Source organism: Leisingera sp. ABM4_101 (assembly GCF_056158725.1).
The window spans coordinates 146,634-165,496 of the sequence record NZ_JBSWTV010000001.1; the positions used below are offsets into that span (position 1 = coordinate 146,634).

The 18,863-nt window shown below is 63.9% G+C and carries 16 protein-coding genes; 3 read left to right on the forward strand and 13 right to left on the reverse strand.

Annotation, left to right across the window (positions count from 1 at the left end):
* Positions 1-16: 16 nt before the first annotated feature.
* Positions 17-1,315 carry a TRAP transporter large permease gene (locus ACXAEK_RS00665; protein ID WP_475039139.1) on the reverse strand — a complete coding sequence of 433 codons (1,299 nt, stop codon included), beginning with the start codon at positions 1,313-1,315 and terminating at the stop codon, positions 17-19.
* Position 1,316: 1 nt separating this feature from the next.
* The gene (locus ACXAEK_RS00670) at positions 1,317-1,799 is read right to left on the reverse strand and encodes a TRAP transporter small permease (RefSeq protein WP_475039140.1); all 483 of its coding nucleotides are present in this window, start codon (positions 1,797-1,799) and stop codon (positions 1,317-1,319) included.
* A 145-nt stretch (positions 1,800-1,944) separates the two neighbouring features.
* On the opposite strand from ACXAEK_RS00670, the gene ACXAEK_RS00675 reads away from it, so the two are divergent.
* A complete protein-coding gene (locus tag ACXAEK_RS00675; protein WP_475039142.1) occupies positions 1,945-2,871 on the forward strand; it encodes a LysR substrate-binding domain-containing protein in 927 nt (308 codons plus the stop codon).
* A gap of 20 nt (positions 2,872-2,891) precedes the next feature.
* Here the strand turns inward: ACXAEK_RS00675 and ACXAEK_RS00680 are convergent, their stop codons facing one another.
* The 6 genes from ACXAEK_RS00680 to ACXAEK_RS00705 all read right to left on the reverse strand — a co-directional run bounded on the left by ACXAEK_RS00680 (position 2,892) and on the right by ACXAEK_RS00705 (position 10,205).
* Complete coding sequence (locus tag ACXAEK_RS00680) at positions 2,892-4,277, reverse strand: aldehyde dehydrogenase family protein (RefSeq protein ID WP_475039143.1); 1,386 nt, start codon at positions 4,275-4,277, stop codon at positions 2,892-2,894.
* Positions 4,274-5,944: an acetolactate synthase large subunit gene (locus ACXAEK_RS00685; RefSeq protein WP_475039145.1), complete on the reverse strand. Its 1,671-nt coding sequence runs from the start codon at positions 5,942-5,944 to the stop codon at positions 4,274-4,276. The genes ACXAEK_RS00680 and ACXAEK_RS00685 overlap by 4 nt, the downstream gene beginning before the upstream one ends.
* A 47-nt stretch (positions 5,945-5,991) precedes the next feature.
* Positions 5,992-7,500 (reverse strand): FMN-binding glutamate synthase family protein, encoded by a 1,509-nt coding sequence (locus ACXAEK_RS00690; RefSeq protein ID WP_475039147.1) that lies wholly within the window; start codon positions 7,498-7,500, stop codon positions 5,992-5,994.
* A gap of 108 nt (positions 7,501-7,608) precedes the next feature.
* Complete coding sequence (locus tag ACXAEK_RS00695) at positions 7,609-8,148, reverse strand: hypothetical protein (RefSeq protein ID WP_475039149.1); 540 nt, start codon at positions 8,146-8,148, stop codon at positions 7,609-7,611.
* Between the two features lie 147 nt (positions 8,149-8,295).
* Positions 8,296-9,336, reverse strand: a complete 1,041-nt coding sequence (locus ACXAEK_RS00700; RefSeq protein WP_475039151.1) for a sterol desaturase family protein — start codon at positions 9,334-9,336, stop codon at positions 8,296-8,298.
* 32 nt (positions 9,337-9,368) lie between these two features.
* Complete coding sequence (locus ACXAEK_RS00705) at positions 9,369-10,205, reverse strand: 3-methyl-2-oxobutanoate hydroxymethyltransferase (protein WP_475039153.1); 837 nt, start codon at positions 10,203-10,205, stop codon at positions 9,369-9,371.
* Positions 10,206-10,318: 113 nt separating this feature from the next.
* On the opposite strand from ACXAEK_RS00705, the gene ACXAEK_RS00710 reads away from it, so the two are divergent.
* Positions 10,319-11,188 carry a LysR family transcriptional regulator gene (locus tag ACXAEK_RS00710; protein WP_475039155.1) on the forward strand — a complete coding sequence of 290 codons (870 nt, stop codon included), beginning with the start codon at positions 10,319-10,321 and terminating at the stop codon, positions 11,186-11,188.
* Between the two features lie 75 nt (positions 11,189-11,263).
* Here ACXAEK_RS00710 and ACXAEK_RS00715 read toward each other — a convergent pair whose 3' ends face one another.
* The 5 genes from ACXAEK_RS00715 to ACXAEK_RS00735 all read right to left on the reverse strand — a co-directional run bounded on the left by ACXAEK_RS00715 (position 11,264) and on the right by ACXAEK_RS00735 (position 17,707).
* Positions 11,264-11,935: a TetR/AcrR family transcriptional regulator gene (locus tag ACXAEK_RS00715; RefSeq protein WP_475039157.1), complete on the reverse strand. Its 672-nt coding sequence runs from the start codon at positions 11,933-11,935 to the stop codon at positions 11,264-11,266.
* A 1-nt stretch (position 11,936) separates the two neighbouring features.
* The gene (locus ACXAEK_RS00720; RefSeq protein ID WP_475039159.1) at positions 11,937-13,493 is read right to left on the reverse strand and encodes a trimethylamine methyltransferase family protein; all 1,557 of its coding nucleotides are present in this window, start codon (positions 13,491-13,493) and stop codon (positions 11,937-11,939) included.
* Between the two features lie 4 nt (positions 13,494-13,497).
* Positions 13,498-15,903, reverse strand: coding sequence for a GcvT family protein (locus tag ACXAEK_RS00725; protein WP_475039161.1), 2,406 nt, complete (start codon positions 15,901-15,903; stop codon positions 13,498-13,500).
* Positions 15,904-16,040: 137 nt separating this feature from the next.
* On the reverse strand, positions 16,041-17,027 hold the full coding sequence (locus tag ACXAEK_RS00730; protein WP_475039163.1) for a pyridoxamine 5'-phosphate oxidase family protein: 987 nt from the start codon (positions 17,025-17,027) through the stop codon (positions 16,041-16,043).
* A gap of 59 nt (positions 17,028-17,086) precedes the next feature.
* Positions 17,087-17,707, reverse strand: a complete 621-nt coding sequence (locus ACXAEK_RS00735) for a glutathione S-transferase family protein (RefSeq protein ID WP_475039164.1) — start codon at positions 17,705-17,707, stop codon at positions 17,087-17,089.
* A 141-nt stretch (positions 17,708-17,848) separates the two neighbouring features.
* Between ACXAEK_RS00735 and ACXAEK_RS00740 the strand changes: the two genes are divergently transcribed.
* Entirely contained in the window at positions 17,849-18,745 is an 897-nt protein-coding gene (locus ACXAEK_RS00740; protein ID WP_475039166.1) for a LysR family transcriptional regulator, read from the forward strand.
* Positions 18,746-18,863 lie beyond the last annotated feature (118 nt).

Below are 18,863 nucleotides of genomic sequence, written 5' to 3' on the forward strand. Positions count from 1 at the left end.
TTTTGGGGGGGCCGGGTCAGTAGCCGAAGACGCGGGGCAGCCAGAGCGACAGGTCCGGCCAGAAGCTGGTCAGGAACACCACCGGCAGGTAGCCGAGCAGGATCAGGGTCATGGCCGGGCGGATCACGCGGGTGACCGGCACCTGGCCGACGCGGGCGCCGAGGTAGAGGATCGAGGCATAGGGCGGGGTGACGCCGCCCATCGCGGTGTTGACGCCCATGATCGCAGCGAACTGGATCGGGCTGACGCCGATGGCCTGCATCAGGGGCAGCAGCAGCGGCGCAATCAGGATGATGGCGGTTACGTCGTTGACCACCATGCCGACCAGGAACAACAGGATGTTGATCAGGACCAAGAGCAGCGCTTTGTTCTCGGTGATCGAGAAGATGCCCTCGACAATTGCTTGCGGCACGCTTTCCAGCACGAACATCTGGCTGAGGATCATCGAGAACAGGATCATCAGCATGATCGCCCCGACAGAGGTTGCCGCCTCGCGCCCGGCGCCGAGGAAGGTGCGGATGTCGAGGCCCTTGTAGATCAGGAAGCCGACCGGCACTGCGTAGATCACGGCAACGGCGGCGGCCTCGGTCGGGGTCATGATGCCGCCGTAGATGCCGCCGAGGATGATCACCGGCATCAAGAGCGCCGGGGTGGCCTTGAGCCCGCGGGTTGTGGCTTCCGCTACAAAGGCGGCGCCATTGGGCGGCTCAGCCAGCTGCAGCGGGAACTTGCGGGCCATGCGGATGTTGACGACGGAAAAGCTCGACATGATCAAGAGGCCAGGGCCGAGGGTGGCCAGGAAGCAGGCCAGGATCGAGGTATCGGTGACCCAGCCGTAGACGATCATGGTGACCGAGGGCGGGATCAAGAGGCCCAGCAGCGAGGCATTGGCGATGAGGGCTGTGGCATATTCGCGGGGGTAGCCCTGTTTTTCCATCTCGGGGATCAGCAGCGGGCCGATGGCGGCCACGCCGGTGAGGCCGGAGCCGGAGATTGCGCCAATGAGGGCGCAGGAGACGGTGGCAACCACGCCCAGCCCGCCGCGCAGGTGGCCGATGAAGATATTGACGAAATTCAGGAGCGATGCGGCGATGCCGGAGACGCTCATGATCGTGCCGGCCAGGACAAACAGCGGGATCGCCAGCAGCACCGGGTTGCCGAGCTGCTGGAAGCCCCAGAGCATGTTGCCTTTCATCACCACGTCGCCGGCGAAATACATCACCATCAGACCGGCGCCGAAGCAGTAGGGGAGCGGCACGCCCAGAGTCAGCAAGAGAACCAGGACCAGAACGGCAAGGAGGGCAATCTCGATCATCTCAGGCTTCCTTTTGCGCCGGAAGGGGGGTGAACAGGGCGCGGATGTGCAGGGCCAGGTGCCAGGCGGTGAAAGCCATCATCAGGACCATGCCGATGAACAGGGCGGCATCGACGTAGAAAGTCGGCAGGTAGAGCGTCGGACTTTCGCGCCAGACCCGCTGAGAATACTTCCAGAAGTCCCAGGCCCAGGAGGTGAGCCAGAGGCCGACAGCCAGGCTGATCGCCTCGCCGATGATGGCCAGCACCTGATGCTGGCGCTCGGTGGACAGGAAGATTTCCAGCACATTGGCGCGGATATGGGTGTTCTCGCGCGAGGCGTTCACGGCGCCCAGCATGTAGAGCCAGAGCGTTGGATACAGCAGGCTCTCCTCCAGCCCCATCACCGGGATTTCCAGCACGTAGCGGGTGATCACCTGGACGAATTGGCCGAGCGCCACCAGGCAGATCAGCACTGTCAGCAGCACACTGAAGGCGCGTGTCATGTTCCCCTCCCTTTTGGGCGGATACAGGCGGTGCATCCGTGGCAGGGAAACTTGCGGGCGGGGGGTATTAAGTCAAAGCGATTAAATTGATTGAGGAATAGGGTTGCTTTATGACTTTTGAAAAAGATGAAGGAAATCAATCATCATGAATTTGAGCTTTCGCCAGTTGCAGGCCTTCCGGGAGGTGATGCGGACCGGATCGGTGTCCGATGCGGCGCGAATTCTGGGGCGGACGCAGCCTGCGGTCTCGGCGCTGATTGCCAACCTGGAAACGGAACTGGGGATTAGCCTGTTCCGTCGTCAGCGCGGGAAAATGGCCCCCACGCCCGAGGCGCAGTACTTCCTGGGCGAGGCGGAGGCAATCCTGGACCGGCTGGCGCTGTCGACCCGCACCATGCGCGAGATCGGGGCACTGGCGAAGGGGCGGCTGAACATCGCCTGTATGCCTGCGGCGGCAAGCCTGCTGATGCCTCAGCTGCTGGGAGAGTTCCTGCAGGACAAGCCGGAGGTGCGGGCCTCCCTGATGATGCGGGCCTCGCCGGTGATCGAGGAATGGGTGGCCTCGCAGCAGTATGACATCGGGCTGGGTGAAACACCAAAGCCTTCAGCAGCGATTGAGACGGTGGATTTCCAGATGGACTGCGTCTGCGCGATCCCTGCGGGCGATCCGCTGGCAGAATTGAAGGCCGTGGAAGCACGGCATCTGTCGGGCAAGCCGATGGCGGCGTTGCAGGAGGGGCATCCGAACCTGATTGCTACCCTGCGTGCGTTCGAGGCGCAGAAGGCTCAGTTCGAGCACCGGTTTGAGCTGAGGACCTTTCACCCGGCGCTGACGCTGGTGGAGAAGGGGCTGTGCTATTGTGTGTGCGATCCGATCACAGCGGCCGGTTATGTAAATATGCGCCCCGATCCGCGTCCGGTGGTGTTCCGCCCGTTCCGGCCGGGCGTGGCGCTGGAGGTCTCGGTAATGCAGCCTGCGCACCGGCCGCCCTCGGCATTGGCGAGTGAGTTTGCCAAGCTCTTGGGGTCGGCCCTGGAAGGGATCAACGGGATGTTTCGCGCCGGGGCATGAGGCGCCCCGGCGCGGCAGGATCAGAGCTTGATCACCGCCATCTTGTCCTGGGTCATGTCATGCATGGTGTAGCCGATGCCACCGGTGTTGTAGCCGGACTGGCGGCGGCCGGCGAAGGGCATCCAGTCGACGCGGAAGGCGGTGTGGTCGTTGACCATCACAGCGGTGGCATCAAGCTGGCGCACGGCCTGCATGGCGGTGTCCAAGCTTTGGGTGAAGACCGCGGCCTGGAAGGCGAAGGGCAGATTGTTTGCGGTTTCAAAGGCTTCTGCGATGCTGGCGGTGCTGTAGACGCAGATTACCGGGCCGAAGATTTCCAGCTGCGAAACGCGGGCGTCCGCGGGCGGGTCCAGCAGCACGGTGGGGGCATAGGTGGTTTCGCCCAGGCGTTTGCCGCCTGCCAGCAGCTTGGCGCCGCCGCTGACGGCCTCGTTCACCCATTGCTCGACCCGGTCAACCTCGCCAGGGCGGATCAGCGGACCGCAGTCGATTGCAGGATCAGTGGCGTCGCCGACCTTCAGCGCTTGTGCCGCTTGGCCCAGTTTTTGCGCGATCTCGTCGGCCTTGGCGGCGGGGGCAAAGACCCGCTGGACCGAGACGCAGACCTGGCCGGAGTGGTAGAAACCGCCCTTGGCGAGCGCCGGGATCATGGCGTCAATGTCGGCATCCTCGCCAACGATAACCGGGGCTGCACCGCCGTGTTCCAGCGCGCAGCGGGTGCCGGGGGCGAGTTTGGACCGCAGCATCCAGCCGACGCGGGCCGAGCCGATGAAGGAGAAGAAGCCGACGCGGGCGTCGGTGATCATCTGCTCGGCCACTTCATTGCTGCAGACCACCGGGCGGCACCAGTCCTGCGGCAGGCCGGCCTCATGCAGCATGGCAACAAAGGCTTGGCACGACAGCGGCGTATCCATTGCGGGCTTCACAATCACCGGGCAGCCAGTGGCCACCGCGGGCGCCACCTGATGCACAATCAGGTTCAGCGGGTGGTTGAAGGCGCTGGCGGCCACCACCACGCCGATCGGCTCGCGCTGGGTAAAGGCGATCCGGTCGGCACCCGCGGCGGTCAGGTCCATCGGGATTTCCTTGCCCGCCATCTGGCCGATCTCATGCACGCAAAGGCCGACCCCGTCGATGGCGCGTTTGACCTCGACGCGGGCGTCGACCAGCGGCTTGCCGCCTTCGCTGGCGATCAGCAGCGCAAGCTCGTCAAAGCGGGTCTCCATCAGGCGGGTGGTTTTCTTAAGGATATCAATGCGCTGATAGGCAGGCAGCCAGCTGCCGCGCTGGCGGTAGAGTCCATGTGCGGTGTCCAGCATTGCGTCGATCTGGTCCCAGCTGCTGGTTTCGACAGTGCCGATGCGTTCCAGGCTGTAGGGATTCACGACGTCCACGGTTCCGGTCATATCAGGCACACCTTTGCTGCCAGTTCATCAATCAGGACGCGCTGATTTTCGCTGTAATCGACGGGGACATCAATCAGATGCACACCGCCTGCGGCAAAGGCTTTCTCGAAGGTTGGGGCGAGGTCTTCTGTCCGCTCGATCCGATGCCCCGTGGCACCATAGCTATTGGCATACTGCACGAAATCAGGGTTATTGAACTCCAACCCCCAGTCGCCAAAGCCTGCGTGCGACTGCTTCCAGCGGATCATGCCGTAAGAGCTGTCATTCAGCACCGTGACCACCAGGTTGAGGCCGAGGCGCACTGCGGTTTCCAGCTCCTGGCTGTTCATCATAAAGCCGCCGTCGCCGCAGATCGCCATCACCCGGCGGTTAGGGTTCAGCTGCGCCGCCATCATCGCCGAGGGCAGCCCGGCACCCATGGTCGCCAGCGCATTGTCCAGAAGGACGGTGTTTGGCTGGTAAGCCTTGTAATTGCGGGCGTACCAGATCTTGTAGATGCCATTGTCGAGCGCGATGATATCGCAGTCGCCCATCACCTTGCGGGTATCTGCCACCAGCCGCTGCGGGATCACCGGGAAGCGCGGATCATCGGCGCCTTCTGCGATGTGATGATCTGTTTCCGCCTTGATGCGCTGGAAATAGCCGCGGTCGAACTCCAGCGGCCCGCCGAGGATTTCCCCCAGGCGGGTGATCGATTGGGCCAGATCGCCGACCACCTCGACTTGCGGGAAGTAGACCTGATCAACCTGAGCGGCCTTGTAGTTCACATGGATCACCTTGGTGCCGCCTTCGGCCATGAAGAAGGGCGGTTTTTCGACCACGTCGTGGCCGACGTTAATGATCAGGTCGGCGCGTTCGATGGCGCAGTGCAGATAATCGCCGTCCGACAGGGCGGCGGTGCCTAGGAACAAGTCAGAGCGTTCGTCAATAACGCCCTTGCCCATTTGGGTGTTGAAGAAGGGGATTTGCGTCAGATCGGCGAAATCGCACAGTGCGGAGCGTGCCTTGCGCCGGTTGGCCCCGGCGCCCAAGAGCAGCAAGGGCATTTTGGCTGCCCGGATCATATCCGCCGCTTGGTTCAGCACTGTGCCGCCGGCCACCGCGTAGTGGCGCGGGTGGGGCTGCAGGACGGATGTATCGGTGTCCTCTGCGGCGATATCTTCTGGCAGTTCCAAGAGGACCGCGCCGGGGCGTTCCTCCTCTGCGGTGCGGAAGGCCTCCCGGATCAGGGCAGGGATGGTGTTGCCGTGCACGATCTGCTTGGACATCTTGCAGATCGGATCGAACAGCCCCACCACGTCGATGATCTGGAACTGGCCCTGTTTCGATTTCTTGATCGGCTTTTGCCCGGTGATCATGATCAGGGGCATACCGCCCAGATGCGCATAGGCCGCAGGCGTGGCGAAGTTGGTGGCACCGGGCCCGAGCGTGGCCATGCAGACCCCGGCCTTGCCGGTGAGGCGGCCATAGGTGGCCGCCATGAAGGCCGCGCCCTGTTCGTGGCGGGTCAGCACCAGTTCGATGCTAGAGGTGCGCAGGGATTCCAGCACGTCGAGGTTCTCCTCGCCGGGCACGGCAAAGATGTAGTCGACGCCTTCCGCCTCAAGCGCGGCGACGAGAAGGTCCGAGGCTTTGGTGGCGGCAGGCACGGAATGAGAGTCAGGCATGGGGGCTCCTGTTCTTTGATAATCGGTCAGGGAAGAGGTCCGGCGGGCTATTCCGCCGCCTGCTTTTGCGCGGGCACCGGATAGAGCTCCTCCATCGAGACGGAGCGCCCGTTATCCAGAACGATCCGTGCGTGGTAGCGTTTCAGCAGCCGGGGTTCAGGCACGCCGCAGCTGTGAGCGAGAATGCCGACTTCCTTCTTCATGTTCTTGGCGTAATAGGCCACCCGCTCAGCCTTGCTGGCCGGGTCAAGGCCGAACTGCAGCTTGGGGTTATGGGTGGTGATGCCGGTGGGGCAGGTGTTCTTGTTGCATTGCAGGGCCTGGATGCAGCCCAAGGCGAACATGAAGCCGCGGGCGGAGTTGACAAAATCTGCGCCGGCGCAGAACGCCCAGGCGACTTCCGAGGGGTTGATCAGCTTGCCGCTGGCGCAGACCTTAATCCGGTCCCGCAGGCCATAGCGGGTGAGAATGTCGACGGTCAGCGGCAGGCTTTCGCGCAGGGGCATTCCCATGTTGTCGATCAAGCTCATCGGGGCGGCGCCGGTGCCGCCGTCGGCGCTGTCGATGGTGATGAAATCCGGGGCGCTTTCCGGCCCGCGGGACAGAATTTCCTGGCACAGGCTTTCGATGAAACCATAGGCGCCGATCACTGCCTTGAAGCCCACCGGCTTGCCGGTCACCTCGCGGACATAGGCGATCATGTCCAGCAGGTCGCCGGTGCTGTTGATTTCCGGATGCCGGTTGGGGCTGATGGCGTCCTCGCCCGGGGTCAAGCCGCGGATTTCGGCGATCTCCTCTGTCACCTTGGCGCCGGGCAGGATGCCGCCCTTGCCGGGTTTGGCGCCCTGGCTGAGCTTCAGTTCGAACATGCGGACGCTTTCATAGGCCGCGACCTTGCGCAGCTTGTCCTCGTCAAAGCCGCCCTCGGGCTTGCGCACGCCGAATTTTCCGGTGCCGATCTGAAACACGATGTCGGCACCGCTTTCCAGGTGATAGGGCGACAGGCCGCCCTCGCCGGTATTGATCCAGATGCCCGCAGCCTTGGCCCCTTGCGACAGCGCGCGCACGGCCGGCACCGAGATTGCGCCGTAGCTCATGCCGGAAATGTTGAAGATCGAGTCGGTGGTGTAAGGATGGCGCGCGAAGGGGCCGATGGTGACGGCAGACGGATCCTTGGCGTCCTGTTCCAGCGTCGGAAAGGGGCAGTTGGCAAAATAGACCGTGCCGGCCGGACGCAAGTCGCGGGTGGAGCCGAAGGCAACGGTGGAGTCCACATTCTTGGCCGCCCGGTAGACCCAAGAGCGTTCGGCGCGGTTGAACGGCATTTCTTCGCGGTCCAGCGCAAAGAAATACTGGCGGAAGAATTCGCCCATATGTTCAAAGAAATAACGGAAACGGGCCACTACAGGATAGTTGCGGCGCAGGGTGCTTTCGGTTTGGGTTTTGTCGCGGATGTACAGCACGGCCAGCCACAAAACACCGGCGCCGGCGGCAAAGATAAACGTGTAGGACAGGAATTCGAGCAGCGCCAGGACGGTGCTGGATATCTGGGACATGTTTCCATCGCTCCTTTGGGGGCTTGGCGGTGCGGTTGTGTCCGCAGGCCTGGTTTTTTGTCACTTAGAGAATGCGTCTTTGCACCGCAGAATGCATTCACGCATAGATCACATCCTGCGGAGCCGCGCGCGGCGCGCCGCGCAGCATGTTTGATTGAGCGGCCATGCCAGGCCTGCGCCAATGACGCCCGGCACGTATTTCACGAACAGGTTGCCGCGCAGGTATTGCACGCCGGCAATGGGGGCCAGCGTGCCGGCGTGGTAGCGGAACACCTGATCCGCATTGCGATAATGCGCGACCCCGGCAAACAAAGTCCAGTTCGGGTTTACCCGCCAGCCGGCCGTGGCCGAAACCGACAGATCCCCATAGCTGTTGCGGAAGGCGCCCAGGGTCAGGTCGCGGCCGGGTGTCAGCCAGGACAGAAAAATCCCCGGATTGAACTCCTCGAACTCCTCGTCCGAGAAATGCCGCGAGCCGAGCAGTAGCAGGAGCCGGTCCGGGCCGGCCATTGCGGCGGTCGCCGGCAGCAGGCCAAGCCCAAGGATGGCTGCGGTCATCAGGCCGCCGCGTATCACGGAGCGGCTGCGGAAAAGCCAGGGCTGCGGCGTGCATAGGGCGGCTGCCGGCAGGGCATTGGTCTGGCGCATGAGGTAGCTCCTTGGCTGCCGGACTGCAAAGGCGCGCCGTGTCCAGCGGCGCGCCCTGCAGGGTGGTCTTTTCTGTTGCCAAGGAAGCTAGGGGAGTTCCCCATGCCAAAGGGCTATGGAATGTATAACCGTGTGGCCAGAGCGGCGTCAGCCCTTGCCCTGTGCGTGCATCTGCCGTTTGCGGTCGCGGGTGCGGCGGGTCGCCTCCTCTGATCCGTCGTGGTAGGTGCCGAACCACTTGTCCCAGGGCATTTCCGCGTTGCCGTAGTTGCATTCGTAGTAGCGGTGATGCAGCTGGTGGAAGAAGGCGCCGATCAGCAGGGCCTGGCGGTCGCGGGCCCAGATCGCCTCGTATCCGGAGTGCGAGGAGGCGGCGCCCAGCATCAGCCAGTAGCCGAGGAAGGTCATGTGGACCGGGTGGCTGGGCAGCACCAGCACGATCAGGATGGCGCTGAGGTATCCGAACGCCTCGACCGGGTGCATCGACATGCCGGACCAGGGGCCGGTGTTCACGTTGCGGTGATGGACCGCGTGCACATGGCGGTAGATGAAGGGCTGATGCAGGAACAGATGCACCACGTAGAAGTGGAAACTCTGCCAGATGGCCAGCACCGGGAACAGGGCGATGAACCACACCGGGTGTGCTGTGAAGCTGAGGGTGCCGGTAAAGCCGTTGGCGTAGGTCCAGCGCAGGGCGCATTCGAGCAGCGACAGGAAGGTCGCGCCAAAGACCATGGAGTAATAGATGTTATCCCAGGTCTGGTAGCCGAATTTGTAAAGCGCGTTCTTGCGCTTGGCATAGGGGCGCGGGTCGTATTTCAGCAGCTTGCCCTGGCCGTCGATGCCGTAGAACCACAGGTGCAGCCCGCCGGCCACGATCAGCAGCAGCATCCAGTTACGCAGGAAAACCCAGGCCATCCAGCTCAGGGCGAATTCCGCTTGCGCCGCGGTGACCGGCTGCAGCCAGTAGGCCACCGCAAAAGCCAGCGCCAGGTAGATCGAGCGGTCGGAGACCTGCAGCCAGTTCTGCCACAGCCATTTGGCCAGCGTGCGGGGCCTGGGCGGCCAGTGCCAGTAGGGCGCGTGTTTGACCGGCAGTTCGGGGTGCCAGTGCCATTCGCGGCTCATCGGGCCGGGTTCGCTGCCTTCGGCCTGCGGGGCGGCGGTATTGACATCAGTGGTGGTCATGTCGGCGGTCCTGTTCTGAAGGCGCTGCGGGGTCAGCGGTGGAAGGGTGTGCGCTTGTCCAGCGCCTCGCGCAGTTTTTCGTGTTCACCAGGGTTCATCGCGATGCTGGTTGCGGCATCGGGATAAGAGCCGTCCAGTACCGCGGCGCGGTAGGCTTGCAGGCCCTTCAGCCGCTCAGCCTCCAGCCGGCTGCGGAGGCTGGCCATATCCGCAAAGGCCTTGGCATGGCGCGGCGGGTTCGGGGTGTCGCCGCAGGCGTCCTCTTGAAACAGGAAGATCACATCTGCGGCCCCGCCGGAGCCGATCGAATGGGTGATCAGCCCGGTGCGGGGGCTGATCTCGGCGATGGCCTCGTCCGCAACGCATTCCAGTTCCACCGCGTAGGCGCCGGCGTCTTCCAGGCGGCGCAGGTCCTCGGCCAGTTTCATCGCCTCTTCGGCGGTGCGGCCATAGGCGCGCAGGCCGCCGATCCGGGTTGACAGCCGCGGCACCAGGCCAAGGTGGCCCTGCACGGCCAGACCCTCATCCGCAAGTTTCTCCACCGCTTTGAAACTGCGCAGGGTATAAACGGCGTCCGCCCCTGCGGCGGCCGCATTTATGCCTGCGCGCAGGATTTCGTCGTGGCAGGCATAGTCGCTGGCCATCAGCGCGGCGGTGGTAAAGGTATTGGGGGCGCCTGCGCGGACTTCGGCAATGTCGTGGTCGACGATGGACAGATGGTCGATGCCAGCGGCCTCTGCCGCGGCGGCCTCGATCCGGTTGGTGGCGGTGGTCTGGACGAATTTGCGCTTGCCTTTGCCGGCCGCAATTTCGGCGACAGTCAGATTGCGCAACGCCGGAAAGCCGCCAAATGTGTAGATGCGTTTCATGGCTCAGCGGCCTCCCTGCCGCAGCGATCGTTCATGCAAAGAGATAAGAGTGTGGTATGCGCAAAGTAAAACGAGTAATACGAAGCAAAATCACAAAGAAAATTTGGTGATAAATGCGGAAACTCCCCAATCTGGCCTGGCTGCGCTCCTTTGAAAGTGCGGCTCAGCATCTGAGTTTCACCGAGGCAGCGCAGGAACTGGGTCTGACCCAGACCGCGGTCAGCCTGCATGTGCGCTCACTGGAGGCAGAGCTGGGCTGTAAGCTGTTCAATCGGGCGGCACGCAGGCTAACGCTGACGGAAATGGGCAAAGCCTATGCTTATTCGCTGCGCCAGGCTTTGGGGGATATGGCGTTTTCCACTGCCAGCCTGTTTGGGGCCGGGGCAGAGCAGATGCTGACGGTGCGGGTGCAGATGTCCACCGCCGGGTTGTGGCTGGCGCAGCGGCTGCCGGAGTTCGCGTCGCGGCACCCGGGCATTTCGGTGCGGCTCGTGTCCAATATCTGGGCCAAGTCGGAGGTGCCTGAGAATGTCGATGTGGAACTGCGGTTCGGCACCGGCGGCTGGGACGGTGTGGCGACCCGCAAGATCTCCAGCGAGCGCCTGGTGCCGGTCCGGGCGGCGGGCGGCGGCTGGCTGAGCCCGGAGCAGTTGCGGCAGGGGCCGCTGGTGCAGATTCTGGGGTTTGAGGACATGCTGCTGCGCTACTTGAACGCGCATGGCCTGACCCCGCCCCGCGAAACGGCACGGTATGCGGTGGATACCACCGTGGCTGCACTGGAAATCGTGGCCGCCGGGGGCGGTTATGCGGTGGTTCTGGAACGCTTTGCGCAGACGGCAATCGAAACCGGCAAGCGGGTTGAAATTGCCGGCGGCCCGGTACCGGTCGATCAAGCCCATTACCTGCTGGGGGTGGCCGCTCCGGCTGAGCATGAGGCCGCCAAACAGCTGTTTGAGGCGTGGCTGGAAGAGATCTTTCAATAGACCGCCCCGGCGTGTTTGCCTCTGTGCCGGGCCATTCTCGTGCCGCAGCCTGCCGCCCCCGCAATCGGGAAGGGTTCAGGCGGGCATTTTGCCTTCGGCAAAGATCCGGGCGGCGGCCACGGTCTCCGGGTCGGGCTCAACCCCGGTGAAGCCCAGCAGGTAACCCTCCAGCCGGGCGGTGCGGGCTTGCATCGGCTCGCGCACTTCCAGCGCGTGATAGCCGCATTGCATGAAATAGAGGATCCGGGCGCGGGCCTCTGCCTCATAGGCGGAATAGCCGTGGCGTTCGAACATCGCCGTCACCGCGGCGAGGCGCTGCGCATCCGCCGCGTCGATCCGGTTGCGCACTTTGCCGTCGCGGCGCGACCATTCGCGGACCGCGAAGTCGAGGCTGGCGTCGAACAGGTCCGGGTCGACAAAACAGCGGAAGAAATTGCAGACTGCCCAGCTTATGTTGGCGGCGGGCAGGTCGCAGTGGTCGAGGATGGGCGCGGTGTTGCGCGCCTCCCAGTCGTCCAGCAGCGCCTCCAGCAGGTGTTTGCGGCTTTTGAAGTACCAGTAGAAGCTGGAGCGCGAGACCCCGAGCCGTTCGCCGATCGCCAGCACCTTGACCCCGGCCACCCCTTCGCTGACCAGAAGGTCGCGGGCCACGTTCAGCCAGTCTTCCGGCGTGACCTTTACATGGCCGCTGAGAGGTTCCTTGTCGGGATTGTCCCGGTGCAGCAAGGGGGCGGCGCGTTTGGCCATGTCAGCTCTCCGGCGGGGCGCCGCCCTCTGCGGTGCGTTTGGCGATGAAGCTTTGCAGCGCTTCAACGCGGGTTTCGTCGGTTGCGGGGCGGTTATCATGGGCGAGGATGTCCTTCCAGACCTGTGTGGCGCGCTGGTTTGCATCCAGGCCCCCGCGTTCGGTCCAGGTGCCGAAATTGGCATAGTCATGCACCACCGGCTCGTAGAACTCGGTGTTATAGCGCGCCATGGTTTGGCTGGAGGCAAAGAAATGGCCGCTGGGCTCGACTTCCTTCAGGGCGGTTTCATAGCCGATCTCGTCAGGTCCGGCCTGGGGGCCCGCGCAAAGCTCGGCAATCATGTTCAGCACTTCGGCGTCGGTGATCAGTTTCTCATAGGACACTGACAATCCGCCTTCCAGCCAGCCGGCGGAGTGAATGACCACCGTTGCCCCGGCCATCAGGCAGCCCCAAAGACCCATCTGGTTTTCATTGGCCGCCTGCACGTCGTTGCTGTTGGACGCGGAGCCGGCCGCCGAGCGCCAGGGCAGGCCAAGGAAACGGGCCAGTTGGCCAGCTGCCAGCGAAGCCTGGAAATGCGCAGGTGTGCCAAAGGCAGGGGCGCCGGATTTCATGTCGACGTTGGAGGTGAAGGTGCCGTAGCAAACCGGCGCGCCGGGCCTGGTGAGCTGGGTGAGGGTCAGCGCCGCCAGCACTTCGGCATGGCTGAGGGTGATGGCGCCCGCAACGGTAATCGGTGCCATTGCGCCCATCAGGGTGAAGGGAGTGATGATCGAGGCCTGGCCGTGGCGGGCAAAATCGATCAGCCCTTGCGCCATCGGGATGTCCAGGGTGCGCGGGCTGTTGGTGTTGATGATGGTGTAGCAATGCGGTGCGGCCTGGAACTCTGCGTCGGAGACCCCGCGGAAATCGCGGATCATCTCAAAGCAGTCCATCACCTGCGGCGTCCCGCGCGAGAAGATGAAGGGGAACTTGTCCGTTTGGGTCATCTGGGCCTCAGTCGTGAAGTAATGGCGCAGATGGGTGGGGACGTCCTGCGGCTCCACCTGGGGGGAGATCATGTGGAAGACGTCGAAGTGGTGGGTGAGCTTGAGGTATTCCAGGTAATCCTGGGCCGAGCCGGGGCGGCGGCCCCGTTCCAGATCGGTGGCATTGGGTGCGCCGGCGCCGGCCTGAAAGACAAGGCTGCCCAGCTCCAAGGTGATATCGCGGTGCCGGGCACCTGCCCGGCAGGTGATCGAGCGGGGGGCGGTGGCCAGCGCCGCCTCCACCATGTCACGGCCGATGTAGACCATTTCGCTGTCTTCATCGACACGGGCGCCGCCCTTGGCATAGATCCGGCGTGCTTCGGGCAGCAGTACTTTCATGCCCAGCTCTTCCAGCATTTTCAGCGCGGTTTCATGCATGTCCGCGATCTGATGCGCCGGGAAGACCTCCATCAGCGGGAAGGGGTTTTTCAGCTGGCGGTAGTTCACGTTGCGCTGAGGGGCAGGGGCGGCGTCGCCTCCGCGCCCCCGCCGCCTGCGTCCGCGGGCGGCGCTGGTGTTCTCGATCGTCATAGCCTTAGCCTCTCATCGCTTTGCCGGAGGGATCATAGGGTGAGGGGGCAATGACGCGGGCGGGGCGTTTCTGACCCACGATATGCAGGCTCAGGTCCGTGCCTTCCACAGCTGCCGCCCGGTCCACCATCGCCATCGCCAGCGATTTGCCCGTGGTGTGGCCATAGCCGCCGGAGGTGACAAAGCCGACGCGGGTTTCGCCCTGCCAGACGGGTTCGTAGCCGCTGGCGTCGGCGTCTGTTGCGTCCACTTCCAAGGTTACAACAACCTGCGCCGGGCCGCCCGCATCGCGTTCCTTCAATGCGGCGGCGCGGCCAATGAAGTCCTTATCCCAGTCGATCCAGCGGTCCATGCCGGTTTGCGCCGCTGTATACCCTTGGGTGAATTCGGCGCTCCAGATGCCGAAGCTTTTCTCCAGCCGCAGGCTCAGCAGCGTGTTGAAGCCTGTTTCGCGGATGCCGAGGTCCGAACCGGCCTCCAGCAGGGTTTCGCGCAGCGTGATGTGCTCGGCGGCCGAGCAATGGAGTTCAAAGCCCAGCTCACCCGCAACCGAGAGGCGGCCCACCTTGAGGCGTAGCATGCCGATGTCGAAGGTGCCGCAGCCCATGAAGGGCAGGTCTGCGATGGGGCCGTCCGTCAGCTTTTCCAGCACCTTGCGGCTGTTCGGGCCGGAGAGGCTGAAGCCGGTTACGGCATCGGTCACGTCACGGACTTCGACGTCCTCATCCATGTGGTCCTGGAACCAGCGCATGTGCCATTCGCGCAGGTAGTAGCTGCCCATGAGCCACCAGCTGCCGTCCCCCCAGTTAAAGACCGTGAGGTCGCCCTTGAGCCGGCCTTCGGGTGACAGCATCGGCGCCAGTTTGGCACGGCCCGGTTTTGGCAGTTTCGAGGCCATGATGCGGTCAAGCCAGGCCTCGGCGCCGGCGCCCGTGATCTCGAACCGGGAGAAGGCGGAAATATCCAGCAGGCCCACTGACTCGCGCACAGCCTTGCATTCGTCCGCGACGATATCAAAGGCGTTGGAGCGTTTCAGGGTCGGGGTTTCGGTGAAGTCGTCCGACGGGGCAAAATAGAGCGGGATCTCCAGCCCGTAGCTGGCGCCCCAGCGGCAGCCTGCGGCACTCATGCCGTCATAGGCCGGCGCCTTCTTCAGCGGACGGCCTGCAGGCAGCTGCTCGTTCGGGTAGGTCATCACGAAGCGGCGGGTGTAGAACTGGCCGGTGGTTTCCTTGATGAAGCGCTTGTTCTGGGCGTAGTCGCCGAAACGCGCCACATCCATTCCAAAGACATCCGCCTCCGGCTCGCCGTGGATCATCCATTCGGCCAGCGACTTGCCGACGCCGCCGCCCTGCAGGAAACCGGCCATCACACCGCAGGCGCACCAGTATCCAGGCTTGCCGCGCACCGGGCCGACCAGCGGGTTGCCATCGGGGGCAAAAGTGAAAGCACCGTTGACCCAAGTCTTGACGCCGGTGGTTTGCAGCGCCGGGTAGCGTTCGAAACCGAGGGTCAGTTCACGCTCGATCCGGTCCGGGTCTTCCTGCTGCAGCTCGAACCCGTATTCCCAAGGAGCTCCGTCCATCATCCAGTGCTCATGGTCGATCTCGTAGATGCCCAGCAGGATGCCCTTCTGATCCTGGCGCATGTAGGTGAAACCTTCGAGGTCGACGGTCATCGGAACCTCGAAGTCGAGCTGTTCCAGCTCCGGGATGGTGTCGGAAATCAGATAGTGGTGGTTGAGCGGTGAGACCGGCAGCTCGATCCCCGCCATGCGGCCCACCTGCTTGGCCCAGAGGCCGGCGGCGTTGACCACATGTTCAGCGTGGATGGTACCCTTTTCGGTCACCACCTGCCAGCCGCCCTCCACCTGGTGCAGTTCCAGTACCCGGTTGTGCTCGATCACCTCGGCGCCGCGTTTCTTGGCGGCGCCGGCATAGGCGTGGACGGTGCCGGTGGTGTCGACATAACCCTCGCGGTCGGCCCACATGCCGCCGAGGATGCCCTCGGTGGACATGATCGGACACAGCTCGCCAGCTTCTTGCGGGGAAATCAGGCGGCAATCGTCGATTCCGATGGACTGGAAGGTGCGGTAGGCCGACTGCAGCCATTCCCAGCGGTCCGGGGTGCCTGCCAGCGTCATGCCGCCGGTCATATGCATGCCGACGGATTGGCCGGATTCCTGTTCGATCTCGGACAGGAGGTCGATGGTATAGGCCTGCAAGCTGGCGATGTTGGGGTCTGCGTTCAATGCGTGAAAGCCCCCGGCCGCGTGCCAGCTGGAACCCGCTGTCAGTACCGAGCGTTCGATCAGGCAGACATCGGACCAGCCGAATTTCGCCAGGTGATAGAGGACGGAGGCGCCGACAACGCCGCCCCCGATGACAACAGCACGATAGTGCGACTTCATGGCCTTGCTCCCTGTCAGCTGCCTCGGGGCTTTGGGGAAGTCTCCCCAAATCCACCCTTTGGACATTTCTGTCCAATTCATCGGCGATCCTGGACAGTCTTGTCCAGAAAAAACTTAGGGGCAGTGCATAAGCCGTGTTAGTCACCCGGTACAGCGGTGCGGGCTTTGGCTTCTGTCCAGGTGCCTGTGCGCAGGGTTTGCGGCGCAAAACTGCCCGGTCTGGCACGCCAGGGCAGGGCGGCTTCCAGCCACTGACCTTTGTGCAAGGTGAAGCGCCAGCCGCGCTGTGCCCGTTCAAAGGCGGTCACGTCCGGGTGGTCTTCCGCCAGCAGCTCTACCGTGCCGGTCAGCAGCAGCAGGCTGCCGGTCGCAAAATCCGGAAAGACCAAGCCTGCGCGCGGGTTCAGCAGGAAATTCCCCAGCGTGTTGAAATGGTTGTTGCCGCGGAAATCCGGGATGGTGAGGGTGTTGCGGTCCACCCGGACAAAGCCGGGCCGCCCGCCGCGGTGGGAGACATCCACGCCCTCGCGTTCCGGGTTTGCGGCGGCGGGGATGTGGCTGGCGACAAAGAAGGTGTCGGCCTGTGCGATCCGCGCGCTGTGCTCCTGCGTCAGTCCGGTAAAGGCCTGCGGGGGCGCGGGAGGCAAGTCACCGGCGGGGATCAGATCGCGCTCCTGAATATACTGCGGGCAATTGCCAAAGGACTGGTCCACCCGCAGGGTGAAACCTTCCTGGCCTGCTGAAATGATCCGCCCGTTCAGCCGGTTGCGGCGGCGGCTGTGCAGCTCAATCCCCAACAGCCCCAGTGGAGCGTCCTCGCGGATGGCAGCGTGGACCGGATCCCCCGCAGTTCCGTTCAGCGTTACTTGCAGGTGTTCCGGGTCGGGCGAGACGGCAAATCCGGGCGCACCGCTGAGCAAGCTGGCCCAGGGCCAGCCGTCCGCGTCCACGGCACCGGCGGCCAGGAACGGCAGCTGGGCGAAGAACTCCCGGTGCTCGTCGGGCATGAAGGGGCGGATCATCCGGCGGCCCAGGGTTTCTGCCATGTCGCGCTTGCCCGCGCGGCGCTGCATTTCCTGTTCGCCCGCGTGGAAAGGCGAGGGGCTGTCTGCGTCATGGGGCATGGGAACCTCCTATGGCTGGAGAAATGCTGCGGCGGCCCGGTGGACCGCCGCCAGCGGGATCAGGCTGCGAGGCCGGCCTTGGTGGCAGGCATAGGCTTGAAGCCTTTCAAAGCTTCAATGTTGGCCAGCAAGGCACGGACATTGGGGTAGGGATCCAGCGAAATGCCACCCTCCGGCGCGTGGGCGATATAGGAATAGACCGCTACGTCCGCGATTGTGGGCGCGTCGCCGACCAGGAAGCGGCGGCCCTCCATATGGGCGTCGATCTTGCCCAGCACGCGGGCCGCGACGGTGGCGCAGAACTCTGCATCCAGCGGCGCATTGAAGACGTTGATCAGCCGCGCCGCCGCCGGGCCGAAGGCTATTTCGCCCGCCGCAAGGGTCAGGAACTTCTGCACCTCGGCCTCTTGCACCGGATCGGAGGGCAGCCACGCCGGCGCGTATTTGCGGGCGAGGTAGACCAGGATCGCGTTGGAATCGCTGATGACGGTGCCGCCGTCCTCGATCACCGGCACCTGGCCTGCCGGGTTCAACGCCAGGAAAGGCGGCCGTTTGTGCTCGCCACCGGCGAGATCAACGTTCACCACCTCATGGGCGATGCCGGTGAGGCTGGCAAACAGTTCCACCCGGTGGGCGTGGCCGGAGAGGGGGAAGCTGTGGATGCGGATCTGATGTGCCATGTCTGGGGTCCTTTGCTGCGGCATCGGCCGCTGGTTTGAGAAGACACCCGGAAGATACGCCGCGTTGCGGATGGCGATAATATTCCAAGTTATGGAAATATTATGTATGTTTCGTTCACAATTGATGCTGGAGGCTCTGGGATGGACAAGCTGGACTGCATGCGCGCCTTTGCTGCCGTGGCGGCGCAAAGCTCCTTTACTTCCGGTGCGCGGCAGCTGGGGATCAGCACCAAGCTGGCCAGCAAATATGTCGCTCGGCTGGAGGAGCAGCTGGGGGCGCAGCTCTTGAACCGCACCACCCGCAAGGTGACGCTGACCGATACCGGCCGCGCCTATCTGGAGCGCTGCCTGCGGCTCTTGGACCAGTTCGACGAGCTGGAGGACGTGGTGCAGTTGCGCCAGCAGGAGCTGGCAGGCCCCATCCGCATCACCGCGCCTACTGGTTTCGGCAGCCGTGAGCTGGTGGAGGCACTGCAGCCGTTCCAGCAGGCGCATCCCAAGGTGTCGGTCGAGCTGGTGCTGTCCGACCGCCACTTGCCGATGCTGGAGGAGGGTGTGGATCTGGCGGTGCGCTTCGGCGCCCTGAAGGATTCGACGCTGGTGGCGCGCAAGCTCTGCGACATGCGGCTGGTGGTGGTGGCCGCGCCCGGTTATCTGGCCACGCACGGCGAACCGGCCGAGCCGGAGGCGCTGGCCACTCACAATTGCCTGCTGCAGATGACCTCGCCGCAGCCCGACGCCTGGGTCTTTGGCAAGGGCGCGGCGCAACGGACCGTCACCGTCGGCGGCAGCTTCCGCGCCAACTCTCCCCGGGCGGTGGCGCATATGGCTGCCAGCGGTCTGGGCATTGCCCGCTGCCCGCATTACACCGCGCTGCCGTTTCTGCGCGACAGCAGGCTGCAAGTGCTTTTCGAACAACAGGAAACTGACCCGGCGACGCTTTATGCTGTCTACCCGTCCAGCCGCCATCTGACGGCCCGGATCCGCGCCTTGATTGATCACTTGGCGGACTGTTTCGGACTAGGCTTTCCAGCCTGAAAACCTGCTGCTTCTTTCTGGTGACCAATACCCCGGGGAGCGCGAGGGGTTGGCCCCTCGCATCGGTTGCAGGGCCATTGCCATGCAGTTGCAGCAATTCGGGCAACAATATTGCCCT

What these genes read in the sequence shown, in the direction of transcription:
- ACXAEK_RS00665 (WP_475039139.1), bottom strand. Translation starts at nt 1,315, where the DNA reads ATGATCGAGATTGCCCTCCTTGCCGTTCTGGTCCTGGTTCTCTTGCTG.
- ACXAEK_RS00670 (WP_475039140.1), bottom strand. Translation starts at nt 1,799, where the DNA reads ATGACACGCGCCTTCAGTGTGCTGCTGACAGTGCTGATCTGCCTGGTG.
- ACXAEK_RS00675 (WP_475039142.1), top strand. Translation starts at nt 1,945, where the DNA reads ATGAATTTGAGCTTTCGCCAGTTGCAGGCCTTCCGGGAGGTGATGCGG.
- ACXAEK_RS00680 (WP_475039143.1), bottom strand. Translation starts at nt 4,277, where the DNA reads ATGACCGGAACCGTGGACGTCGTGAATCCCTACAGCCTGGAACGCATC.
- ACXAEK_RS00685 (WP_475039145.1), bottom strand. Translation starts at nt 5,944, where the DNA reads ATGCCTGACTCTCATTCCGTGCCTGCCGCCACCAAAGCCTCGGACCTT.
- ACXAEK_RS00690 (WP_475039147.1), bottom strand. Translation starts at nt 7,500, where the DNA reads ATGTCCCAGATATCCAGCACCGTCCTGGCGCTGCTCGAATTCCTGTCC.
- ACXAEK_RS00695 (WP_475039149.1), bottom strand. Translation starts at nt 8,148, where the DNA reads ATGCGCCAGACCAATGCCCTGCCGGCAGCCGCCCTATGCACGCCGCAG.
- ACXAEK_RS00700 (WP_475039151.1), bottom strand. Translation starts at nt 9,336, where the DNA reads ATGACCACCACTGATGTCAATACCGCCGCCCCGCAGGCCGAAGGCAGC.
- ACXAEK_RS00705 (WP_475039153.1), bottom strand. Translation starts at nt 10,205, where the DNA reads ATGAAACGCATCTACACATTTGGCGGCTTTCCGGCGTTGCGCAATCTG.
- ACXAEK_RS00710 (WP_475039155.1), top strand. Translation starts at nt 10,319, where the DNA reads ATGCGGAAACTCCCCAATCTGGCCTGGCTGCGCTCCTTTGAAAGTGCG.
- ACXAEK_RS00715 (WP_475039157.1), bottom strand. Translation starts at nt 11,935, where the DNA reads ATGGCCAAACGCGCCGCCCCCTTGCTGCACCGGGACAATCCCGACAAG.
- ACXAEK_RS00720 (WP_475039159.1), bottom strand. Translation starts at nt 13,493, where the DNA reads ATGACGATCGAGAACACCAGCGCCGCCCGCGGACGCAGGCGGCGGGGG.
- ACXAEK_RS00725 (WP_475039161.1), bottom strand. Translation starts at nt 15,903, where the DNA reads ATGAAGTCGCACTATCGTGCTGTTGTCATCGGGGGCGGCGTTGTCGGC.
- ACXAEK_RS00730 (WP_475039163.1), bottom strand. Translation starts at nt 17,027, where the DNA reads ATGCCCCATGACGCAGACAGCCCCTCGCCTTTCCACGCGGGCGAACAG.
- ACXAEK_RS00735 (WP_475039164.1), bottom strand. Translation starts at nt 17,707, where the DNA reads ATGGCACATCAGATCCGCATCCACAGCTTCCCCCTCTCCGGCCACGCC.
- ACXAEK_RS00740 (WP_475039166.1), top strand. Translation starts at nt 17,849, where the DNA reads ATGGACAAGCTGGACTGCATGCGCGCCTTTGCTGCCGTGGCGGCGCAA.